The organism is Peribacillus sp. NPDC096540, assembly GCF_050278525.1.
Taxonomy (GTDB): Bacteria; Bacillota; Bacilli; order Bacillales; family DSM-1321; genus Peribacillus.
This window is the reverse complement of record NZ_JBNNTG010000007.1, coordinates 43,842-63,975: the sequence shown is the minus strand read 5'-3', so window position 1 is coordinate 63,975 and position 20,134 is coordinate 43,842. Positions and strand designations below refer to the sequence as shown.

The window sequence follows — 20,134 nt, the reverse complement described above, 5'->3', positions numbered from 1 at the left end:
CTTTTCTTTAAAAAAATACTCCAGACTGCAAAATACAGTTTGAATACGGTGTCGTTTCTCCTGTACGGATTACTGCCTTTGCTTTACTTGTCAGCCTTTTAAAATCCTCATGGGAAACATATTCAATCGCATTTCCAAATTGCTGTTCCATATATTGATGCTGCTTTGAATTGTTCTCTTTCACCTCAGTGGCAGCAATCGCTTTCTCGACTACCATATCTTCATGAACGGCACGAACAACCTCTTGAAATGAAGGCGTTCCAGGCGTTAAGGCTAAATCTATTTTAAGCACTCCTGAAGGGACCGGGAGGCCGCAATCACCTATGACAATATAATCCGTATGCCCAAGGTCAACAAGAACTTTGGCTATTGAACTATTGATGATTCCATGACGTTTCATTCTTCAAAGCTCCTTTCGACTTCTTCCCTTGTCGGCATGCCTCCTTGAGCTCCTAACTTCGTCACAGAAATAGAGGCAGCCCGGTTTGCGAATAACAGACAGTCGTCAAAACTTTTTCCTTCTGCAACAGCAACCGCGAGTGCTGCATTAAATGTATCTCCTGCACCTGTTGTATCTACAGCTTCAACCACAAAGCTTGGGACAACCTTCTCTTCGTGCCCGTCAAAATAACGGACGCCATTTTTGCCTTCTGTAATAAATAATTTATTTGGATACTCAGTTAAAACTTCTGTCCGGTCTCTTCCATCGAATAGTATTTCGAATTCATGTTCATTTGGTGTAATGAATGATGAATGTTTAATAACAGACTCGCTTATCTTACGTGCAGGTGCTGGGTTTAAAAGTAATCTCTTTTGGAGTTTTTCACATAATTCAGCAAGGTATAAAACAGTTTCCTCTGGTATCTCCTGCTGAACCATGACGATATCTGATTCCTCGATGATTTTTTTCGCTTTTTGTACATATTCAGGGGTGATGGAATCATTAGCCCCTTTTACGACAATAATACTGTTATCACCTTCAGAAAGGATAATGTGAGCTGTACCGGACATAGCACCTGTAACCGGTTCCACATAGCTCGTGTTTATATGATTTTTTTTCAGGTTTTCTAAGATGATTTCTCCATAAATATCATCTCCTACACATCCAATCATTGTTACCTCCGCACCAAGGCGAGCTGCAGCCACGGCCTGATTGGCCCCTTTTCCTCCAGGAACTGTTATAAAAGAATCTCCTAGAACCGTTTCCCCTGCTATAGGACGCTTTGCTGATGTTACCACTAAGTCCATTGAAGAACTTCCTACTACTGCAATTTTTATCATGGCTTCTCCGCCTTCCTTCTCGTTGTTTGTCTTTCCACAAAAGAAACTGGGAGCTTTTTGTGCGTTTCTTCCATCTTTTCCTGATTGATCTTTTTAATTAACAATTTTGCTGCTTGTGCCCCCATCTCATAGGCGGGCTGGCGAATTGTCGATAGCGGAGGATGTAATAACGCTGTGAATGCGATATCATCATAGCCGATCAATTGAATATCGTCAGGAATTCTTATTCCCCTTTTCAAGATTTCTTGTAGGGCGGCTGCTGCAACAATATCATTACAGGCAATGATTCCATCTGTCTCCGGATACTGTTCAAACAACTGTCTCGCACAAATTTGTCCACCTTGAAGGGTAAGAGATGAATCCATGACTTGAACATTCACTTCCGCTTGCTCCAATTCTTCCAATGCTGCAATGTACCGTTCATATACAGGTTTTATTTCAACTGGTCCCCTGATAAGGACGATGTTTGTGCTACCTCGATCGAGCAATACACGAGCAGCCAATTTACCGCCTGTTTTTTGGTCCGAATAGACGGCTGGTAACTCCTCTGCTGTACGATCAAGAAGGACAACAGGAATTTCCAGATTATCAAAATTTTCATTTGCTTCTTCACTTGTTGATGCAATCATGCCTACTACATTATTCTGTAGAAAGGTGTCAATATATTCTATTTCCTTATCTCGCTTTTCATCGCTATTCCCAAATATTAATCGATATCCAAATTTCTGCAGATAGTCCTCAACGCCCCTTGCCATTTCTGGAAAGAAGGGATTAGTAATGTCAGGTAAAATCAAGCCAATCAATTTAGATTTACGTTTATAGAGGGATCTTGCCACTTCATTCGGTTTATAATTTAACTTTTCAACAGCAGCCATGACCACCTTTTTTGTGTCTTCATGTGCATATCCGCTGTCATTTATCACTCTTGAAACAGTTGCTACGGAAACCCCCGCTTCCTTTGCAACATCCCGAATAGTTGCCAATATATCCACCCCAATATAATATGTGTAACCGTTTACACATTTAGCTTATCACCAATTCATATGGACGGCAAGTCCTATTCCGTCGATATTTATTAGGTAATTTAGACCAAAAAGCATAACACAATCCTATCTTAGGTATACATTTGATGAATAATGAACACAAAGGTTCCCTTCACATCTCTAGTTATGAAAAGCTTGAAATTCGAAAAAACTGGCTCAAAGATCTGAGCCAGCTTTAAAATTAAAGTGTATTTGCAGGTAACTTTTCGTAAAGAGCATTATTTACATGCCCAAACTCAGATGCATGTGGACGATCTTCGCCATCACTATATCCGTATTGAAGCATACGGTTTCTGTTAAGACAGAGTTTGGTTAATTTAGGTGCAAAGAAATTGAATGTCTCGAAGCGGTCCTGCAATTGTGGGAATTTTTGCTGATGTGTAAGGATTGCTCGAGCGACACCTTCCCAAAAGACATTCTCATTCAATAGGTTCATTCTCATAAGAAGTGTGGACAAGTAACGGAAATGACAGATAAATAGTCCCGTGAAAATGAATTGAACCAGGCCCTCCGGCGCTTCGCTTCTTAGTACCTTTTTTAGATTATCAGGAAGCATACTTAATTCAGGAAGCGGTTGATCACTGATATTTACATCATCTACAAAATCCTTGATTGCCAACCGGTGCGGTTTATAATCTTTCAATACTAAAATTGTATTTTGGCCATGCGGTGAGAAGACAACCCCATACTGATAGATAAAATGTAACAATGGTGAAAGAATGACGTCGAATAATTGGTCTGTCCATGCCTCCGTAGTTAATCCAGATTTTTCAATCAGGCTTTCCACATACGGCTTACCTTCGTGGTCCACATGCAAAAGGGATGCAAGTGTAATAGGCTTCTCGCCTTCTTCCATATAACTGTATATACTCTCTCTCCAAATACCGCCTAGCATCTCTAAATATTGATATGGTACGTTCTTTAGCTTAGAAAAATATGGGTGATCCACATTTAAACTGGCCACCTCACCAGGAAGTACTACTCTACATACCTCCTTTAAGAACGAATCATTATTATAAATGTTCTTAATATACTCTGTGATTTTTGGTGCAATGACTGTACGCTCTGCTGGTAATCCACGGTAGACCAGCGTATTTAAAATGCTCATTGGTAACTTGACGTGATGTTTGTTCTTATTCGAAACATTAACAAACGTCCGAATCGATTGCTGTGGAAGATACTCATCAGGGCCGTTTCCTAAAGCTACAATCAGACCTTTAGCCAAATCATCGGTAAAATTCTGAATGATGACATTCTTCCATTGCCATTCATGTATTGGGAGGTAAAAATAGTCTTCTACCTTTAACCCTTTCTCTGCCAATCTGTTTGCAAATACTTTTCGGGTTTCATCATCTAGTTCATTTTCCATCAATTGCTTATAAGATAACGTTTGTATGGAATTGAACGCACCCCTTGTTTTATGAACAGCAATCCACGATAGCTGAATTTTCTCTTGATTTTCTGGAGCGAATTTCAAGTAATCATCATAACCGAATCCAATTCTTCCCTTGTTATAGGCAATCCAGGGGTGACCGCTCATTTCACCTTCAAGTAGCGCATAGTCCAGTTCGACTAAATCATCCGCCTTTTGTTCCGGTTTAGATAGTAATTGCAGGTCGGCAAGCAACGTATGATGGAACTCTTTGATTAAATGGCCCGTTGTTTCTGCAGTCATCCCGATTAATGGCTGAAGATCCAAAATGAATTGAATGGCATCATTTGCTTGTCTGGTTTGTTCTGCTTCAACTACTTTAATCGATCCAGCCTGTACATCATAACTGTCAAAAAGACGAGGCAAGGCTAAAAATTGATAAGATTTTTCCTCATTTATCTTTAACTCATATAAGTATCCTGCTACATCTTCGTTCAAGACAGCTGGATGGATTATATCTTCATACATATACTCGGAAATCATTTTAGCGAGCAGGTTTTGGTTTACTATCGACCAATTTTTTTCTGTAACCGCCTTTTCCACTTCATTTATGAACTGCATACATTGACTCCCTTTCTTTCTATTAATAGGCCATGACTGGTGATTTTACACGGAATGATTGAAAAGCTCCTTTTGGTTCGGATGGATAAATCTCTTTTCCTGCTAATTGATTAATAATAATGGAGTTCCGGAATGCCCCTAATCCTAAATCAGGAGCGCCCACGCCGTGCGTATGTAACTCGCCATTCTGAATATAAAGATGATTTGGGGTAGATACGGTAGTACCAACCCGATAGTCTTTCGTAATTTCAAGTCGGCCAAACTCATCGCGGACTATGAGGTCTTCCATACTGTCAAGGAATGCCGGCACGGTTGATTTATAGCCGGTACCAAAAACGACCGCCTCTGTGTTCACATCAAATTCGCTATCTTCCAACCACTGTCGACATTTCAAGGTCCAGCCATTTTCAGTTGGCTTTACGGCTGCAACTTCTGTCATAGCCCTAAGTTCAATGGCAAGTTCTGCATTTCCAATAGACTTTTCATACATTTTGTCAAAGATCGCAGCAATTGTCTTCGCACTGATTCCTTTATACAACAGATCCTGTTTTGGCAGAATGTCATCTTTCTTTTCCTGAGGCAGCCGATAAAAGAAATCCAGGTAATCTGGAGTGAAGTATTCCAACCCCAGTTTTGAATATTCCATAGGAAAAAAACCTTTGGATCTTGTGTACCAGTTTAGCTGGTAACCATACTTCTCCTGCTCATTCAGTAGGTCTTCAAATACCTCGGCCGCACTCTGTCCGGATCCAACAACTGTTATGGATTTTTTCTTTAGGACATTTTCTTTATTCCGTAAATAATCGGCCGAATGCAGGATGCTCTCTCCCATATATGGATTAAATGCAGACGGTACAGCTGGAGCACTGCCAATTCCCATGACTATATGACGGCTATAATAGACTTCGATCTGTTGAGTTTTTTCATCTCTCACACTGATCTGATAGAAAGGTTCCTCTTGATCCTTAATATACTCCAGCGCCTCAACCGCTTTTCCAAAACAGCAGCTATCAAGTTGATTCGCAGTCCAGCGGCAATATTCGTTATATTCTTTTCGCGGAATCAAGAATTTTTCAAGGAAGTAGAAATGATAAAGCCGGTCATGTTGCTGTAAATAATTCAAGTAACTATATGGGCTTGTCACATCTGCCATGCTAACTAGATCAGCAAAGAATGGTACCTGCAGTGTCGTCCCTTCAAGCAACATCCCTTCATGCCAATTAAATTCCTGCTTTTTCTCAAAAAAGATGGCATTTAACTCCGGGGTTTTCTCTAAAAGGGCTGCAAGTCCAAGGTTAAAGGGACCTATCCCGATTCCAACCACATCATAGATAGATTGTTGCTTCTCCATACTTCCACTTCCTCTCGAAATTCTCCCGCGTACATGACATAAGTAATCCTGTTTTGTCAGGGAGTTCAATCTCTTTAATTGGGGTAAAGCCGCATTTTTCAAATAAATGAATCATCTTTGCATTCCGGATATCCGGTTCTGCCATCACTTTGTTTGTAGTAGAAGTCAGTAATTGGAATTTCACCATTGCACGTAAAAATGGCAAAGCCAGTCCTTTTCCAAGATACTCGGGATCACCAATGAGTAAATGAATACCCTGGTCGCCCTCCTCAGCATCATAATATTTTTCAATGATATCGCCTTTTACCCAATACGACTCCCAATAGCTCATTGGGATCTCGTCCAGGCAACCCAAGTATAGTGTTTGGTGTGTATCTGCCATCGCTTTCTGCAAATGAACAGCAAATTTTTCTTTTGTAAAATTCAAGTTCCAGTAGGGTATCACATGATCTTCGTGCATCCAACTATGCAGAGTATCAAAATCCCGCTCAAATTCCACTTTGACAAAAGAAAGCTGCTGATTACTGTCTTTCAGCTTTTCTTCATAACTATTTTTCATGGGTGACTAAAACCCCCTGCGCAAACGGATTTTCAATGGTCGTATAAACAGACTGTGTCTCAAGTGAACCAACAAGCTCGTCCATATCATGAAAACGCGTCAGTAAATTGGCTTTACAAGGTAGTTCTTGTTCATAAAGCAACCTCGAGACAACCCGGTTCAATCCTTCATCTTTGCTTTCCTTACCACTAGATTCTAGTTGTTCCTGAACGAGCTGTAATAATTTCTGCTCTGATGCTAATCCATCCGTACCAAAATTGTTGATTATGCCTAATAAATGATTAAAGAAGAAATAGTATTGAAGTCTTTCTTCAGCAACTTCATCCGAACAAATTGTGAAACTTTTTTCACTTAGTTCAGGCAGGATGCTCAACAGCCGGTCTACTTTTGATTCACAATAGTAATACCCTTGATTATCTCGATAATAAAAAGTGGATGGGTACCCATTTTGAAGCTGGATAATTGAATTTTGTTGATGGGCTTCTAGAACAATTCCATACTCTTCAAACAGCCAAAGCATCGGTTTTAGTGTCATTGAAAGATACGTATTAAACCAATCCTTACTTACTTCTTCAGTACTACGGTTTTCTTCTTCTGCTAATTTTCGGATGATCGCTCCAAGCCTTGATGGTGCACCATAGGCATTGTCCTGACATAGACCTGCAATCAGGCTTGCTTGTTTATTGTTTTCATAGAAAGGATTTTCCCGAATATCAACATCAAAACCTGAATCTTGTTCAGTTGTTTTGATTGTTAGATAAGCAGGGTCCTTTATGACGCGGAAGGACGGGTGCTGCTTTCTTAAATCATCGCCCACTTTGGAATCTATTAATTTTGCGATTTCAACACCACGATCGAGTTCTTTTTGCAGATTTGCACGTAACGAGTTTGTGATTTTAACCGGAACGGAAAACTTATACATATATTTCGATGTAGCACTATAGACTGTTCTGAATGAAGAAGTGGCCGTGAATTTTTTCCCAAGCGGGCCTGCATAGATTAGTAGTCCTAGCTCAATTAACTTCTTGACTTCTTCTTTTTCGACTAGTTCTTTTGCCTGAAGCGGGTGCCCTGGAATAATGATATATGGGCTTTCTTTTTTGCAATACGTGTCACGGAACCCACTGGAAATCTCCAAATCGCCGGCTAATTCCTGTTTAATGATCTCACTTGCAGATGTGACTTCACTAGAGTCTTGGATGACAATCGATGAATCGGCTAGGAAGTAATGAAGCTGGAACTCCCCTTTTAATTCTGGCGAATAGTTCCATTCATCCCTATCTGATATTCCCTGCTTACTTTTCGGTGTTGGATGGAACAAGTGACCAAATAGAAGGGACTGTTCTGCTTCGATGTATGTAAAGTCAGGACTTTGAAGTGCATCAAAGTCTTCTCTCCGGGCTTCCACATAGCGTTGAATATTTTGGCTACTTAGGATGACACGCAACATCAATTCATCTTCACTATCTGTTCGGCCCTGTTCATTTAATAATTCTTTAGACACGACTGAAACCATTGTCACGTAGTCTAATTCACGCACTTGTTTGGACGCCGTTTGGTAGTAAACCGGGAAGGATATAATATGACGCCCCGTTTCCGACCAATACTTAAGTGGAACAAGCAATGCAATATCTTGGGATGCAAGATTACTGACTAATAAAGAAGTCGGTACAGTACCCTCCAGTTCAGGCCAGTTCTTTGTTTCTTCTAGACTGCAATTCCCAGTTTCTCGGAAATAACAATTCAGAAAGCTTTGCATCGTCGCCCGTTCAGCTATTTGCTTACTATTCATCATCATTCCTCCATCATCTTGAACATTTCACCTAATACCCGAATCTCATCTATGATTTCCTCTATGTGTTCAAGCTTTGTCATTGGATTCAATAGAGTCATCTTTAAATAAACCTGTCCATCAAAACGAGTTTTTGCCAAAAATGCACGTCCGCTCTTTAGTAATTCTTGCTGAATCTGTTTATTTAGAAGATTTACTAATTGATCACTTTTTCCTTCGGGATTATAACGAAATACAACTGCATTCAATTCGGGATTTTTATTTAATACGCTGAATCCTTCTGCTTTATTGATCTCCGCAGCCACTTCGCGTGCAAGATGACAAGTATAGTCAATCATTTCAGCAAATGTATCGAGTCCAACAACCTTTAATGACATCCAAAGTTTTAGCGCGTCGAATCTTCTCGTCGTTTGAATCGATTTATTGACTAAGTGGACCATACCCTCCTCTTCATCTTCCTGTGGATTCAAGTAATCTGCGTGATGCTGGATAAATTGAAACGAATTGCGGTCGGAGACAAGAAAGGCACCGCAACTGATTGGTTGATAGAATAATTTGTGAAAATCAACCGTAATCGAGTCAGCCAGTTCAATTCCATTGATTAATTCTTTGAAATCCCTACTTAAAATCATCGCTCCGCCATAAGCGGCATCCACATGCAGCCATAACCCGTTTTCCGTTGCAGCTGCAGACAATTCATGTAATGGATCTATAGAACCAAAATCCGTTGTTCCACATGTAGCAACAATCGCAAATGGAAGTAAATCCTGCTCCTCTAAAATCATAAGCTGACGATTCAGTTCATCTATAGAAAGACGGTGATTAGAATCCGTTTTAACCGTTACTACCGCCTGTTCACCAAGCCCCAGCTGTGCCGCGGATTTACGAACCGTAAAGTGGGCAGCCTCCGAGCATAAAATCCGCAGTTTTTTTGCTTCGGTTGGCAGACCATGTTGCTGTACATCTATATCCCAAACACGCTTACAATAGGCGTCTCTCGCCAATAACAGTCCCATATAATTAGATTGGGTTCCACCGCTTGTGAAGATCCCGTCCGCTTTATCAGAAAACCCTACCTGAGTGCACAACCAATCTATTAAACGCTCTTCAATAAAGGTTGCGGTCGAGCTTTGATCCCAGGAATCCATGGATTGATTTAGAGTACTGATAATCATTTCGGCAGCCACTGCAGGTATGAGTGTCGGGCAATGCAAATGTCCGATACAAGTAGGGCTGTGTACATTGATGCTGTCATTAATAACAAACTCAGCTAGTTCAGTAGCGACACCTTCCAATGTCTCCCCTTTTATCGAACCAAGGGATAGCCCATTTAATCTCGCTTCAATTTCATGCGGTTTTTTTCCGGAATACGGCTGATTATTCCCTTTTAAAAAGTCGGTAAGTCTTTTTTCGATGATTTTTAAAGAAGCGGTGTAATTATTGAAACCGGCCTCGTTATTTAAGAAAAATGGAGAATAAGCAAAATTAGTTTTATTTATCATTTCAATCATTTATTCTTCACCCTCTTGCAACAGCTGCACGAACAGCTTCTTCAAAAATTGCAGTAGCTTCTCGAAGCTGTGATTCCATTACGATTAATGGAGGCAAAAACCTCACTACGCTACCATGTCTGCCACCAACTTCTAAGATTAATCCTCTTTGGAAACATTCCTGTTGAATGGTGCTGGCAAGTTCAGAATTAGCCGGATAGCTTCCATTCGAGTTTTGTGGTTCTAAATGGTTAACCAGTTCAACACCGACCATCAATCCCCGGCCTCTAACATCCCCAATTTGTTGGATATCCTTTTGCAAATCTTTAAGAATATTCTTTAAGATTTCTCCCATTTTAGCTGCATGCTCCACAAGATTTGTTTCTTTCATGAACTTTAAAGTTGCTGTTCCTGCTGCCATTGCCAATTGATTTCCGCGGAACGTACCAATATGAGCACCCGGAGACCATAGATCCAGATCTTTGTTATAGATCACGACGGATAATGGAAGGCTACCACCTATTGCTTTTGATAGTACAAGAACATCTGGAATGATTCCTGCATGCTCAAAGGCAAACATTTTACCTGTTCGGCCGATACCCGATTGAACTTCGTCGATAATTAATGGAATGCCTCTCTCTTTTGTAATTCTCCTAATCTCCTTAAGCCACGGAATTGGTGCTGGAATGGAACCCCCCTCACCCTGTACTGCCTCTAAAATCATTCCTGCAGGTGCTAATAATCCAGACTCAGGATCGTTCAACAGGTTTTCGATATACTGGCTACTAATTTTGTGACTTTCCTCTCCGCCAATTCCAAATGGGCAGCGATACTGGTATGGATATGGTAGGAAATGTACGTCTGGCATTAATCCTTGAATTTTTTCCTTTGGTTTTGTATTACCGCTGATTGACATTGTCGCATGTGTTGCCCCATGATAAGCACCTTGGAAAGATAAAATGCTACGGTTGCCTGTAGCTGTTTTAACTAATTTAAGCGCTGCCTCAATAGCATCTCCGCCAGTAGGACCACAGAATTGAATTTTTGCATTTTTTCTGAATTCTTCAGGCAGACATTCAAAAATTTCATCAACGAACTGCTCTTTGATCGGCGTAGTAAAGTCCAATGTATGTAAAGGTCGTTTAGCTTTTAGAACATTTTCCATTACTTCTAGCACAGCCGGGTGATTGTGTCCGAGCGCTAATGTTCCAGCACCAGCAAGAAAATCAATATATTTCTTTCCATCCATGTCTGTTAGGTAAATTCCCTCCGCTTGATCGATGGCCATAGGTAATCTTCTAGGATAAGATCGAGCATTTGATTCCCTTGTGTTTTGTTGTTCCAGTAATTGATCATTTTTGGTAAGTGTGGTAGTTCCCATAATGAGCCTCCCTATATATTAATTAATTAATTGAGAATAATTATCATTATCACACAATTCATTCTAATGATAATGATAATTATTCTCAATGAGTAAATCCGCTCATTTTTCTTCTAATAAATTCCAATAATATTAAACAAAGGTTAAAATTGGTATTTACATACTTGTAACTAGGATGTTCTGTTCATTTTATGACCCGAAAATTTTTCTTAAGGTTTAATTAAGATTATATTAATAAGCTTGCCCTGGATAAAAACACAGAAAGGGAGGAACAAAAATGAATGGTTTGAAAGGCAGGCGTGAACTCAAACATGCAATTACCAAAGCAGATTGTTATCTATTAAGAAATAATTACAGAACTTCATGAAGGAAAGTATTTAATTCGCAGTGTCTATTTCGATAACTTCTAAGGCAAAAAACATAGGGCTTCTATCATAGAGATAAATTCAGATCTAGACTCTATGATTATAATTCCAACTTTATTAACCTCGAAAAAAAGAGGAAGCGGGATAATCTAGCCTATAAACAGAAATGTAAACTCTCTCCTGATGAATATGAACGAATTCATATAGGGAATTATGTGATACCAAAAAATAATTTAATTAAGAGGTTCATAAAAAATAAATACCTTGTTTTCCTACTAATATGATTAACCTCGTTCCAAGCCTTTTCATAACACTTTCTTGTGCTTATTCCCCCCTCTTCCTGACTTAACAAACTGCTCACATCGATTATTTTCAAACTTATAATTACCCTTATTTGGTATAAAATAGTAAAATAGAGAAAGAGCTGAACCTCTATTCAGAGAGACTGTTTACTTGTTTATTATTTTTAAATACAGGGTAAAGATTTCAATCATTAATTTTCCGATTATCCATTATCAATCTTGTCAAAACGTGTCGGTGTCAGGGGGGGAACGAATGAAAAGAAATCATACGATGATGCAATTTTTCGAGTGGCATCTTGAAGCAGATGGCTCTCATTGGGACAGACTGAAGTATGCGGCTTCCAAGTTGAAAGATATAGGAATTGACTGTGTTTGGCTTCCGCCAGTTACAAAAGGGCAATCCGTAGGGGATAACGGCTATGGGATTTATGACGGATACGATTTGGGTGAATTCGACCAAAAAGGATCCGTTCGAACCAAATACGGAACAAAAGAGGAACTGCTTCAAGCCATAGATACATGTCATAACTATGGACTTTGCGTGTATATCGATCTAGTTATGAACCATAAGGCTGGAGCTGATGGAACTGAAAACTTTGAAGTCATTGAAGTCAACCCGAACAACCGGATGGAAGACATCTCAAAACCATTTGAAATTGAAGGTTGGACAACATTCGATTTTCCAAGCCGTAATAATCAATACTCTGATTTTAAGTGGAACCATACTCATTTTAATGGAACGGACTATGATGCCGGAAACGACAAAATGGGTGTGTACCGGATAACAGGGGAAAATAAACATTGGAATAAGCATGTTATTGATGAATTTGGTAACTACGATTACTTAATGTTTGCCAACATCGATTACAGTCAGCCAGAAATTCGCCAGGAGATGATTAGCTGGGGAAAATGGATGGTCGACACGTTAAAATGCGATGGTTTTCGATTAGATGCTGTAAAACATATTGATTACGACTTCATCAATGATTTTTTACAGGAACTCCTCCCTTATACAAAGGAACATTTCTTTATGGTCGGAGAATTTTGGAAAGCTGATGTGAAAGCCTGTCAAACTTACTTAGAACAAACAAATCATGACCTCAGCCTGTTCGATGTTTCCCTTCATTATAAATTTCATGAGGCCTCAAAAGAAGGCTCTAACTTCGATCTCTCAACCATCTTTGATCATACCCTCGTTAAAACCAATCCGGCACAGGCCGTTACTTTTGTCGACAACCATGACTCCCAGCCACATGAATCACTAGAATCCTGGGTAAAGGACTGGTTTAAACCATCGGCATATGCTCTTATCTTGCTGAGACTTTGCGGTTACCCCTGTGTCTTTTACGGAGACTATTACGGAATCGGCGGGCCTTCTCCAGTTCCTGGGAAAAAGGATATTCTAGATCGCCTCTTATATGCTCGGTATGAAAAAGCCTATGGGGATCAAGAAGACTATTTCGATGATCCAAACACGATAGGCTGGGTCCGGCTTGGAGTAGAAGAACTAGAAGGATCTGGATGTGCCGTCATTGTATCCAATGGAGATCACAACAGTGAAAAAAGGATGTACGTCGGTGAACATCGATCTGGTGAAATCTGGATTGACCTGACCTTTCATAGAGATGATCATATCACCATTGAAAAAGATGGTTTCGCAACCTTTCCTGTTCATGGTAAAAGTGTATCTGTTTGGGCGTTGAATGAGTAAAAATACATGCTCTTAGAGCCACCCTTTCAAAAAACAATAGCAAGAAGAGCATGTGGGGTAATAACATGCTGTTCTTTGCTGTTTTACAAAATCATATTTTAAAGTTCACACCCTAAAAACGATAGAAGGACGAAATGTTCCTCCACTAGAACAAAGATGATTTTTTCATCTTAATCAAACATGGTAAGATAAGGGAAAAAGGAGCTGAGGGAAAAATGAAAAATGAAATCATTAAAAGATTTACTTCGTATGTAAAGGTGGATACGCAATCCAATGAGGAAAATCCCACATGTCCTTCTACAACCGGACAGTTAACTCTGGCAAATACATTGGTAGAGGAATTACAAGCAATCGGGATGACAGAAGTGACAATTGATAAAAATGGCTATGTTATGGCGACTTTGCCTGCCAATTCAGAAAAGAATGTACCGACTATCGGATTTTTGGCTCATATTGATACGGCTACGGATTTTACTGGGAAAGATGTAAAACCGCAAATTGTTGAAAATTATGATGGTAGTGATCTTACTTTACATGAAAAATTGAATGTCATACTATCACCTAATGATTTTCCTTCGCTCAACGACTATAAAGGGCATACCTTAATAACGACGGATGGAACAACCCTACTCGGCGCAGATAATAAGGCTGGCATTGCCGAAATTATGACAGCTATGGATTATTTAATTCATCATCCAGAAATTAAGCATGGAAAAGTCCGCGTGGCCTTTACTCCCGATGAAGAAATCGGCAGAGGACCACATAAGTTTGATGTGGCTGCTTTTGATGCTCAATTTGCCTATACAGTAGATGGCGGTCCACTTGGTGAACTTGAATATGAGAGCTTTAATGCGGCATCAGCCAAGATCACTGTCAAAGGGACCAATATACACCCTGGTACTGCAAAAGGGAAAATGATTAACTCAGCTAAGATTGCCATGGAGCTCCACATCAAGCTCCCTCTGGAAGAAGCACCGGAATTTACTGAAGGCTACGAAGGATTTTATCATCTCCTTTCATTTCATGGAGATGTTGAGGAAACCAAGCTTTCCTACATCATTCGGGATTTTGACCGCCAACAATTTAACAACCGTAAGAACTATATAGCGAAAATCGTCGAAGAATTAAGAGAAAAATATGGTCAAAATCAAATCCTTCTTGAATTGAATGATCAATACTACAATATGAAGGAAAAAATCGAGCCTGTCAAAGAAATCGTTGACATTGCCTATGAAGCAATGGAGAAACTTGGAATCAAACCAAAAATCTCACCAATCCGCGGTGGTACGGACGGTTCTCAACTATCGTATATGGGACTACCAACACCAAATATTTTTACAGGCGGCGAGAACTTTCATGGCAAATACGAATTCATTTCCGTCGATAATATGGTGAAAGCAGCTAACGTTATTGTTGGAATTGCCTCGCTTTTTGAAAAAAAAGCGAGAATACCCAAGTAGAATTCAAAGGACGATTACTATAAATTTTTGGGACAAAATGGTGTGGGGAAACTTTACAGTAGCAAGCGCAGTACTTGCTACACAATCGGAGTGCAGTCCATTTAATCATTCTTGTAGATCCACCTACTTCTTGGTATAAAACTATAGAAACATGCTCTTTCCCGAATAGGACTCCATCGAACTGTCCCTAATGAGAAAAGGTAACGGAGGACATGTTGATCTCCGTTACCCTTTGTAATATTTACGAATGGCACTATTCATTTTCTTAATTTTGTAAATACCTCTCCTTAACTTGCTGACTACGTAAATGACTCTTTGGCAAAAGTACGGTTTGGTTATGTAAATCACGGCAGTAAAGCGTTTTTCTTGTATCCCATAAATAATTGTATGGGAAAATCAGGGATAGTTCATCCTCAAATAATACTGACGTGTCATAGTGGTCCATTATATAGTAGTCTTCCGGATAGATTGGCATGATTGCAAAATTGGTCAGTTTATCTTGAAGGCTTCTCTTTAGATCATCGTAACAAAAACTATTGATTTCAATGCATTTCTTTGGTGAAATCTCCTTGTATTGATGGAGAAGATCCGCAAAAAAGTAATCCGCGATATAATTGCTGACTAATACCTAGAGCGTCTGTTCAAAGTAGTCTACTTTTTTTATCGTTTCTGAAGCCTCATCCACAAGACTCAGAATCTGTTTTGCGTAAGTCAAGAGAACTTCCCCTTGCTTCGTTAACTCTACTTTCCTACCAGAACGATGAAAAAGTCTTGAATCAAAGTCTTGTTCTAAGTAATTAATATGATGACTAATAGTAGGTTGTGAGCAATAAAGTCGGCGGGCAGCCTCTGTGAAAGAGCGACACTCAGCAAGTACGATAAACGTCTCCATTTTCTCCAGTGTATTCATGTGTGGTTAGTTCCCCCAAGACTTTTTTGTGAAAATGATAATCATTATCATTTATATATTAACAGGACATGCTCATCCTGTCCATGTCAAAAATGCATCAATACTATCTCTTTCATAGGCTGTTCCTTAAAATTCAACTTAAATTTTCTATGTAGTTCTTTATACCCCTGCCACTATAGCCTTTGTATAATGAAAAGATGTTAGACATCTCTTCTTTGAAGTTACTTTTCTAGCATATGATTGCTCTAACACCGCTATATAACGGAGTAAAAATTTCTCATAAATAATTAATAACAAAAATAAAGAAGCGGCAAAGACAATGAACGTCTCTGCCGCTTCTTTGTATAAATGGCTTCCCTTATTTCTTAAAGGCCTCTGAAACCTTCAAAAGCTTGCCCTTGATTTTTGTATTTTTCATCACTTTCAAGACAAGAGGTCCCTTTTCATTCAATATTTCCACATAGGAAACATTGTCCTGAATGGTAATAATTCCGATATCTTCGGCTTTAACACCATCAATCTTCGCAATTGTACCCACGAAATCAACGGCCCTGATTTTCTTTTTCTTACCGCCATTAAAATATAGCTTCATGATTTGTTTATTCAATTGTTCACTTTTATCTTTTTTTATTTTGGGACGAGCCTCTAGTTTCGCTTCAAAATCATTCATCTTATTCGAGACATCTTCTTCTGATGGAGCGGAGATTTTAGGGATGTCAAATCCGATATAGCTTTGAATCTCTGTAAGGAACTTGTCTTCGTACGGTGTCACGAAAGTAATGGCTTTCCCTTTTTTACCAGCTCGACCTGTTCTTCCAGTTCGATGTACATAGCTTTCTTTTTCTAGAGGAAAATCATAATTAATAACATGAGTAATATTATCAATGTCTATTCCCCTTGCTGCTACATCTGTAGCAACTAAATAGCGGAATTCGCCTCTTCTGTACTCGTTCATCACAGCAAGACGATCTTCTTGAAGCATACCTCCATGAATCATATCGCAAGGATAATCTAAATCCATTAACTTTTCACATACTTCGTCCACCCGGTCTTTCGTCCGACAGAAAATGATGCAGCTATCAGGATTCTCAGTGATTGTAACGTCTTTAAGCAGGGAAAACTTATCATCTTCCTTCACTTCGATAAGGGCATGTTCAATTTTCTCAGTCGTTATGCCCGTTGCCTTAATCTCAATATCTAAAGGATCGTTCATATATTTTTGACAAAGTTTCTTTATGCTCTCTGGTAAAGTAGCAGAAAACAACATGGTCACTCGGTTTTTTGGAAGCTCTTTAATGATGGCTTCCACTTGTTCGATGAACCCCATATTTAACATTTCATCCGCTTCATCAATAACCAAATGTGTTAAACGCTCCAAAGCAAACGTACCTTTTTCAATATGATCGAGTACACGTCCTGGCGTTCCCACAACTACATGACTTTTTTGTTTAAGTTCTGCTTTTTGTAGAGCAAATGGAGATTTTCCATAAACCGCTGTTGCTTTAATTCGTTTAAATCTACCTATATTCGTAATATCCTCTTTCACCTGCACAGCAAGCTCGCGCGTAGGTGTTAAAATAAGTGCCTGTGGCTTATTCTCCTGCCAATCAACCATATCGCAGATCGGTATGCCAAATGCAGCCGTCTTACCACTCCCTGTTTGCGACTTCACGACAAGATCCTTTCTTTTCAATGCCACAGGAATCACTTCACGTTGAACTTCCGTTGGTTGCTGATACCCCAGACTCTCCAATGCCCTTACAATTTCATCACTTAATGTATAATCAGTAAAACGTAATTCAGTCATATAATAGCCTCTTTTGTTGTTTAGTATCTTACTTTATTGTTTCCATAATCGTTATTTCCTTATACTGATTTCTATTATACGCGATATGAAGCGATAAACCTCGTAATAACCAAACTACTAGACCCTTTTTTCATGTGATCTATTCTTTGATTTGTGTAAAACATGTCTTAAAAAAATTAATAAAATGTGGCACCTTTACCTATTTTTTAGTGAAAGGTTGCTTTCCGAAAAATTTATGTCTTTCAAACTTCTTTAACCTTGCTTTGATTATTCAAAATAGATTATATTCCTGCTAATATGCTAAAATATGTATGATACAAGAGAGTTAAAAAAAGGGAAAACCCATTAAATTCTTTCTAAAAGGAGCGTTGATTTATGATAATCGTAACGAATAGAATTAGAGTTAAAAAAGGGATGGGTGCAGTTATGGCCCCTGGATTTACTGCACCAGGCCCACTTGATACAACAGAAGGCTTCGTAAAAGTAGAAGTATTATTAACACAAAACTTAACAGATCATGATGAACTAAACGTAAATATGTACTGGGAAAACCTTGATAACTTTACTGCTTGGAGAAATAGTGATGCGTTTAAAGCTGCACATAAACGACCTGAACCTAGTTCCGATGAAGCAAAAAAAGAATCACCTATTCTAGGCAGTGAACTTACTACTTATGAAGTTGCCTCCGTAAAAGAAATAGCTAAATAAGAAACTTCAAAAGAGTTTTAAACGAAATTCGTCCGTTGGAGGTATTATTTCGACCGTAGCCAGGAGCAATCCGACCTTCAGAGAGATTATTCGTCCTTCGTTACAATTAAATCGACCTTCACCATTTCATAAATCAGAAAAAACAGTATGTATTCAATAACATACTGTTTTTTCTGTTGGATACTTTATACAATTCTATAAGTTACCTCTCAAAATCATTGAACTTCAGCCTTTTTTATTTGTTTACTTCTTAACTGTCCGCATGCCGCATCAATATCCGTTCCATGTTCTTGGCGGATTTTACAATTTACGCCTCTCTTTTTTAACGTATCATAAAACGTGAGAACAGACTCTTTCTCACTTCTTTGGTATTGACTATGTTCATCTACAGGGTTATATGGAATTAAGTTAACATAAAGCCGATGTTTTTTGTCATCAAGAAGATTGGCAAGTTGCTCGGCTTCTTCTTTATGATCATTTACATCTTTCAATAGGATATACTCAATAGTAATTCTTCTGTTTGTTTTTTCTAAATAATAATCAAGCGATTTCATTAATTTTTCTATTGGAATACCTCGGTTTATTTTCATAATCCGGGTTCTAAGATCATTATTCGGTGCATGCAATGATATTGCCAGGTTTACCTGTAATTGAGTATCTGTGAATTCATAAATCTTATTGGCTAGTCCACTAGTCGATACAGTGATACGCCTTGCAGCGATAGCAAGCCCTTTATGGTCCATAATTACCTTTAAGAAATCTATCATATTTTCAAAGTTGTCAAACGGCTCGCCAATCCCCATTACAACTACATGACTAACAATGTCTTCTTGTTCCAATTTGTCTAGATGCAGTTGAACGTTCATAATCTGTTCTACAATTTCCCCACTAGATAAATCGCGACTTTTGGCTAAAAGACCACTTGCACAGAAACTGCAGCCAATATTACAGCCTACCTGTGTGGTGACACAAACTGAAATCCCATATTTATGCCTCATCATAACCGTTTCGATTAGGTTCCCATCCTGTAATCTAAACAAGAACTTAATCGTTCCATCCGCTGACTCTTGCTTAACATGCTCAGTTAAAGTTTGGATGAAAAAGTTATCTTTCAGTAATTGAATGCACTCTTTATTTACATCTGTCATTTCAGAGAAATCTGTTACACGCGTCCTATAAAGCCACTCCCAGACTTGTGAAGCTCTAAACTTTTTATGACCATGTTCCAAAAGCCACGCTGTCAATTGATCGAATGTTAAACCATAAATGGACTCTTTATTCATACGTTACCCTCTTTTCATAACATTAAAATTTAATTCTACAACTCAAAAAACCTAACAAGCAATTCCTCTGAATTGGCAAATTTATTTATGATACGGTTCATTTCTATTTATCCGAAACGCTCGATATATTTGCTCCAACAGAACCAACTTCATTAGCTGATGTGGAAAGGTCATTTTAGAAAAGGAAAGTGCATAATCACTTCTTGAAATCACTTCTGAGCTAAGCCCCAGTGAACCGCCAATAATAAAGGCAATTTTGCTTTTTCCATAAGTAGCTAGATGGTCAATATGAGATGCTAGCTGCTCTGAGGTTAGCTGTTTGCCATTGATTTCAAGCGTAATAACGTAGGTGTCTTGGCTGATTTTAGCTAAGATTCGCTCACCTTCCTTTTGTTTTACAATGTCCATATCCGCTGCACTCAGGTTTTCCGGGGCTTTTTCATCTGGTACTTCAATAAGTTCTATATTAGCATAGGCACTTAAACGTTTTGTATATTCAGCAATTCCTTGCTTTAAGTATTTTTCTTTTAGCTTGCCAACAGTAATAATCGTTATTTTCATATATATCCTCTAACTTTCATTATGTTTTAGTATCAGTTGTTGGATTTGCCTACCTATTATCATACCTTAGAGGGGCCTATAAACAAAACAAGCATATCCTTTCCAGTTTTGCTTAGTGATAAGTCTATTACATTTAA

At 38.8% G+C, this 20,134-nt stretch carries 16 protein-coding genes; 3 read left to right on the top strand and 13 right to left on the bottom strand.

Annotated features, from left to right (window positions below; translation table 11 throughout):
- Positions 1-7: 7 nt before the first annotated feature.
- The 9 genes from rbsD to ACQKMR_RS08975 form a co-directional block, all read right to left on the bottom strand.
- Positions 8-400, bottom strand: coding sequence for a D-ribose pyranase (gene rbsD, locus ACQKMR_RS09015; RefSeq protein WP_427696993.1), 393 nt, complete (start codon positions 398-400; stop codon positions 8-10).
- Positions 397-1,281 (bottom strand): ribokinase, encoded by an 885-nt coding sequence (gene rbsK, locus ACQKMR_RS09010; RefSeq protein WP_427696992.1) that lies wholly within the window; start codon positions 1,279-1,281, stop codon positions 397-399. The genes rbsD and rbsK overlap by 4 nt, the downstream gene beginning before the upstream one ends.
- Entirely contained in the window at positions 1,278-2,264 is a 987-nt protein-coding gene (locus tag ACQKMR_RS09005) for a LacI family DNA-binding transcriptional regulator (RefSeq protein ID WP_427696991.1), read from the bottom strand. The genes rbsK and ACQKMR_RS09005 overlap by 4 nt, the downstream gene beginning before the upstream one ends.
- 241 nt (positions 2,265-2,505) lie before the next feature.
- Positions 2,506-4,317: an IucA/IucC family protein gene (locus tag ACQKMR_RS09000; RefSeq protein ID WP_427696990.1), complete on the bottom strand. Its 1,812-nt coding sequence runs from the start codon at positions 4,315-4,317 to the stop codon at positions 2,506-2,508.
- A 22-nt stretch (positions 4,318-4,339) separates the two neighbouring features.
- On the bottom strand, positions 4,340-5,668 hold the full coding sequence (locus tag ACQKMR_RS08995) for a lysine N(6)-hydroxylase/L-ornithine N(5)-oxygenase family protein (protein WP_427696989.1): 1,329 nt from the start codon (positions 5,666-5,668) through the stop codon (positions 4,340-4,342).
- Positions 5,643-6,227, bottom strand: a complete 585-nt coding sequence (locus tag ACQKMR_RS08990; protein WP_427696988.1) for a GNAT family N-acetyltransferase — start codon at positions 6,225-6,227, stop codon at positions 5,643-5,645. The genes ACQKMR_RS08995 and ACQKMR_RS08990 overlap by 26 nt, the downstream gene beginning before the upstream one ends.
- Complete coding sequence (locus ACQKMR_RS08985; protein ID WP_427696987.1) at positions 6,217-8,022, bottom strand: IucA/IucC family protein; 1,806 nt, start codon at positions 8,020-8,022, stop codon at positions 6,217-6,219. The genes ACQKMR_RS08990 and ACQKMR_RS08985 overlap by 11 nt, the downstream gene beginning before the upstream one ends.
- Positions 8,022-9,530 (bottom strand): pyridoxal phosphate-dependent decarboxylase family protein, encoded by a 1,509-nt coding sequence (locus ACQKMR_RS08980; protein ID WP_427696986.1) that lies wholly within the window; start codon positions 9,528-9,530, stop codon positions 8,022-8,024. The genes ACQKMR_RS08985 and ACQKMR_RS08980 overlap by 1 nt, the downstream gene beginning before the upstream one ends.
- A gap of 7 nt (positions 9,531-9,537) precedes the next feature.
- Complete coding sequence (locus tag ACQKMR_RS08975; RefSeq protein WP_427696985.1) at positions 9,538-10,890, bottom strand: aspartate aminotransferase family protein; 1,353 nt, start codon at positions 10,888-10,890, stop codon at positions 9,538-9,540.
- 920 nt (positions 10,891-11,810) lie between these two features.
- Here ACQKMR_RS08975 and ACQKMR_RS08970 point away from each other — a divergent pair.
- Together ACQKMR_RS08970 and pepT are read left to right on the top strand one after the other, a co-directional pair.
- The gene (locus ACQKMR_RS08970; protein WP_427696984.1) at positions 11,811-13,268 is read left to right on the top strand and encodes an alpha-amylase; all 1,458 of its coding nucleotides are present in this window, start codon (positions 11,811-11,813) and stop codon (positions 13,266-13,268) included.
- 215 nt (positions 13,269-13,483) lie between these two features.
- The gene (gene pepT / locus ACQKMR_RS08965) at positions 13,484-14,728 is read left to right on the top strand and encodes a peptidase T (RefSeq protein ID WP_427696983.1); all 1,245 of its coding nucleotides are present in this window, start codon (positions 13,484-13,486) and stop codon (positions 14,726-14,728) included.
- A gap of 628 nt (positions 14,729-15,356) precedes the next feature.
- Here the strand turns inward: pepT and ACQKMR_RS08960 are convergent.
- Both ACQKMR_RS08960 and ACQKMR_RS08955 read right to left on the bottom strand, forming a co-directional pair.
- Complete coding sequence (locus ACQKMR_RS08960; RefSeq protein ID WP_427696982.1) at positions 15,357-15,638, bottom strand: LysR family transcriptional regulator; 282 nt, start codon at positions 15,636-15,638, stop codon at positions 15,357-15,359.
- 358 nt (positions 15,639-15,996) lie between these two features.
- Positions 15,997-17,445, bottom strand: coding sequence for a DEAD/DEAH box helicase (locus ACQKMR_RS08955; protein ID WP_427696981.1), 1,449 nt, complete (start codon positions 17,443-17,445; stop codon positions 15,997-15,999).
- Between the two features lie 375 nt (positions 17,446-17,820).
- Here ACQKMR_RS08955 and ACQKMR_RS08950 point away from each other — a divergent pair, with 375 nt between their 5' ends.
- The gene (locus tag ACQKMR_RS08950) at positions 17,821-18,153 is read left to right on the top strand and encodes a heme oxygenase (RefSeq protein WP_053348337.1); all 333 of its coding nucleotides are present in this window, start codon (positions 17,821-17,823) and stop codon (positions 18,151-18,153) included.
- A 215-nt stretch (positions 18,154-18,368) separates the two neighbouring features.
- Here ACQKMR_RS08950 and rlmN read toward each other — a convergent pair whose 3' ends face one another.
- Entirely contained in the window at positions 18,369-19,436 is a 1,068-nt protein-coding gene (gene rlmN / locus ACQKMR_RS08945; RefSeq protein WP_427696980.1) for a 23S rRNA (adenine(2503)-C(2))-methyltransferase RlmN, read from the bottom strand.
- An 81-nt stretch (positions 19,437-19,517) separates the two neighbouring features.
- Entirely contained in the window at positions 19,518-19,997 is a 480-nt protein-coding gene (gene rlmH / locus ACQKMR_RS08940; RefSeq protein ID WP_427696979.1) for a 23S rRNA (pseudouridine(1915)-N(3))-methyltransferase RlmH, read from the bottom strand.
- Positions 19,998-20,134: the final 137 nt, after the last annotated feature.

Coding starts and splice junctions, on each gene's coding strand:
- rbsD (WP_427696993.1), bottom strand. CDS start 400: ATGAAACGTCATGGAATCATCAATAGTTCAATAGCCAAAGTTCTTGTT.
- ACQKMR_RS09000 (WP_427696990.1), bottom strand. CDS start 4,317: ATGCAGTTCATAAATGAAGTGGAAAAGGCGGTTACAGAAAAAAATTGG.
- ACQKMR_RS08960 (WP_427696982.1), bottom strand. CDS start 15,638: ATGAATACACTGGAGAAAATGGAGACGTTTATCGTACTTGCTGAGTGT.
- ACQKMR_RS08975 (WP_427696985.1), bottom strand. CDS start 10,890: ATGGGAACTACCACACTTACCAAAAATGATCAATTACTGGAACAACAA.
- ACQKMR_RS08980 (WP_427696986.1), bottom strand. CDS start 9,530: ATGATTGAAATGATAAATAAAACTAATTTTGCTTATTCTCCATTTTTC.
- rlmN (WP_427696980.1), bottom strand. CDS start 19,436: ATGAATAAAGAGTCCATTTATGGTTTAACATTCGATCAATTGACAGCG.
- ACQKMR_RS08970 (WP_427696984.1), top strand. CDS start 11,811: ATGAAAAGAAATCATACGATGATGCAATTTTTCGAGTGGCATCTTGAA.
- ACQKMR_RS08990 (WP_427696988.1), bottom strand. CDS start 6,227: ATGAAAAATAGTTATGAAGAAAAGCTGAAAGACAGTAATCAGCAGCTT.
- ACQKMR_RS08950 (WP_053348337.1), top strand. CDS start 17,821: ATGATAATCGTAACGAATAGAATTAGAGTTAAAAAAGGGATGGGTGCA.
- ACQKMR_RS08955 (WP_427696981.1), bottom strand. CDS start 17,445: ATGACTGAATTACGTTTTACTGATTATACATTAAGTGATGAAATTGTA.
- rlmH (WP_427696979.1), bottom strand. CDS start 19,997: ATGAAAATAACGATTATTACTGTTGGCAAGCTAAAAGAAAAATACTTA.
- pepT (WP_427696983.1), top strand. CDS start 13,484: ATGAAAAATGAAATCATTAAAAGATTTACTTCGTATGTAAAGGTGGAT.
- rbsK (WP_427696992.1), bottom strand. CDS start 1,281: ATGATAAAAATTGCAGTAGTAGGAAGTTCTTCAATGGACTTAGTGGTA.
- ACQKMR_RS08985 (WP_427696987.1), bottom strand. CDS start 8,022: ATGATGAATAGTAAGCAAATAGCTGAACGGGCGACGATGCAAAGCTTT.
- ACQKMR_RS08995 (WP_427696989.1), bottom strand. CDS start 5,668: ATGGAGAAGCAACAATCTATCTATGATGTGGTTGGAATCGGGATAGGT.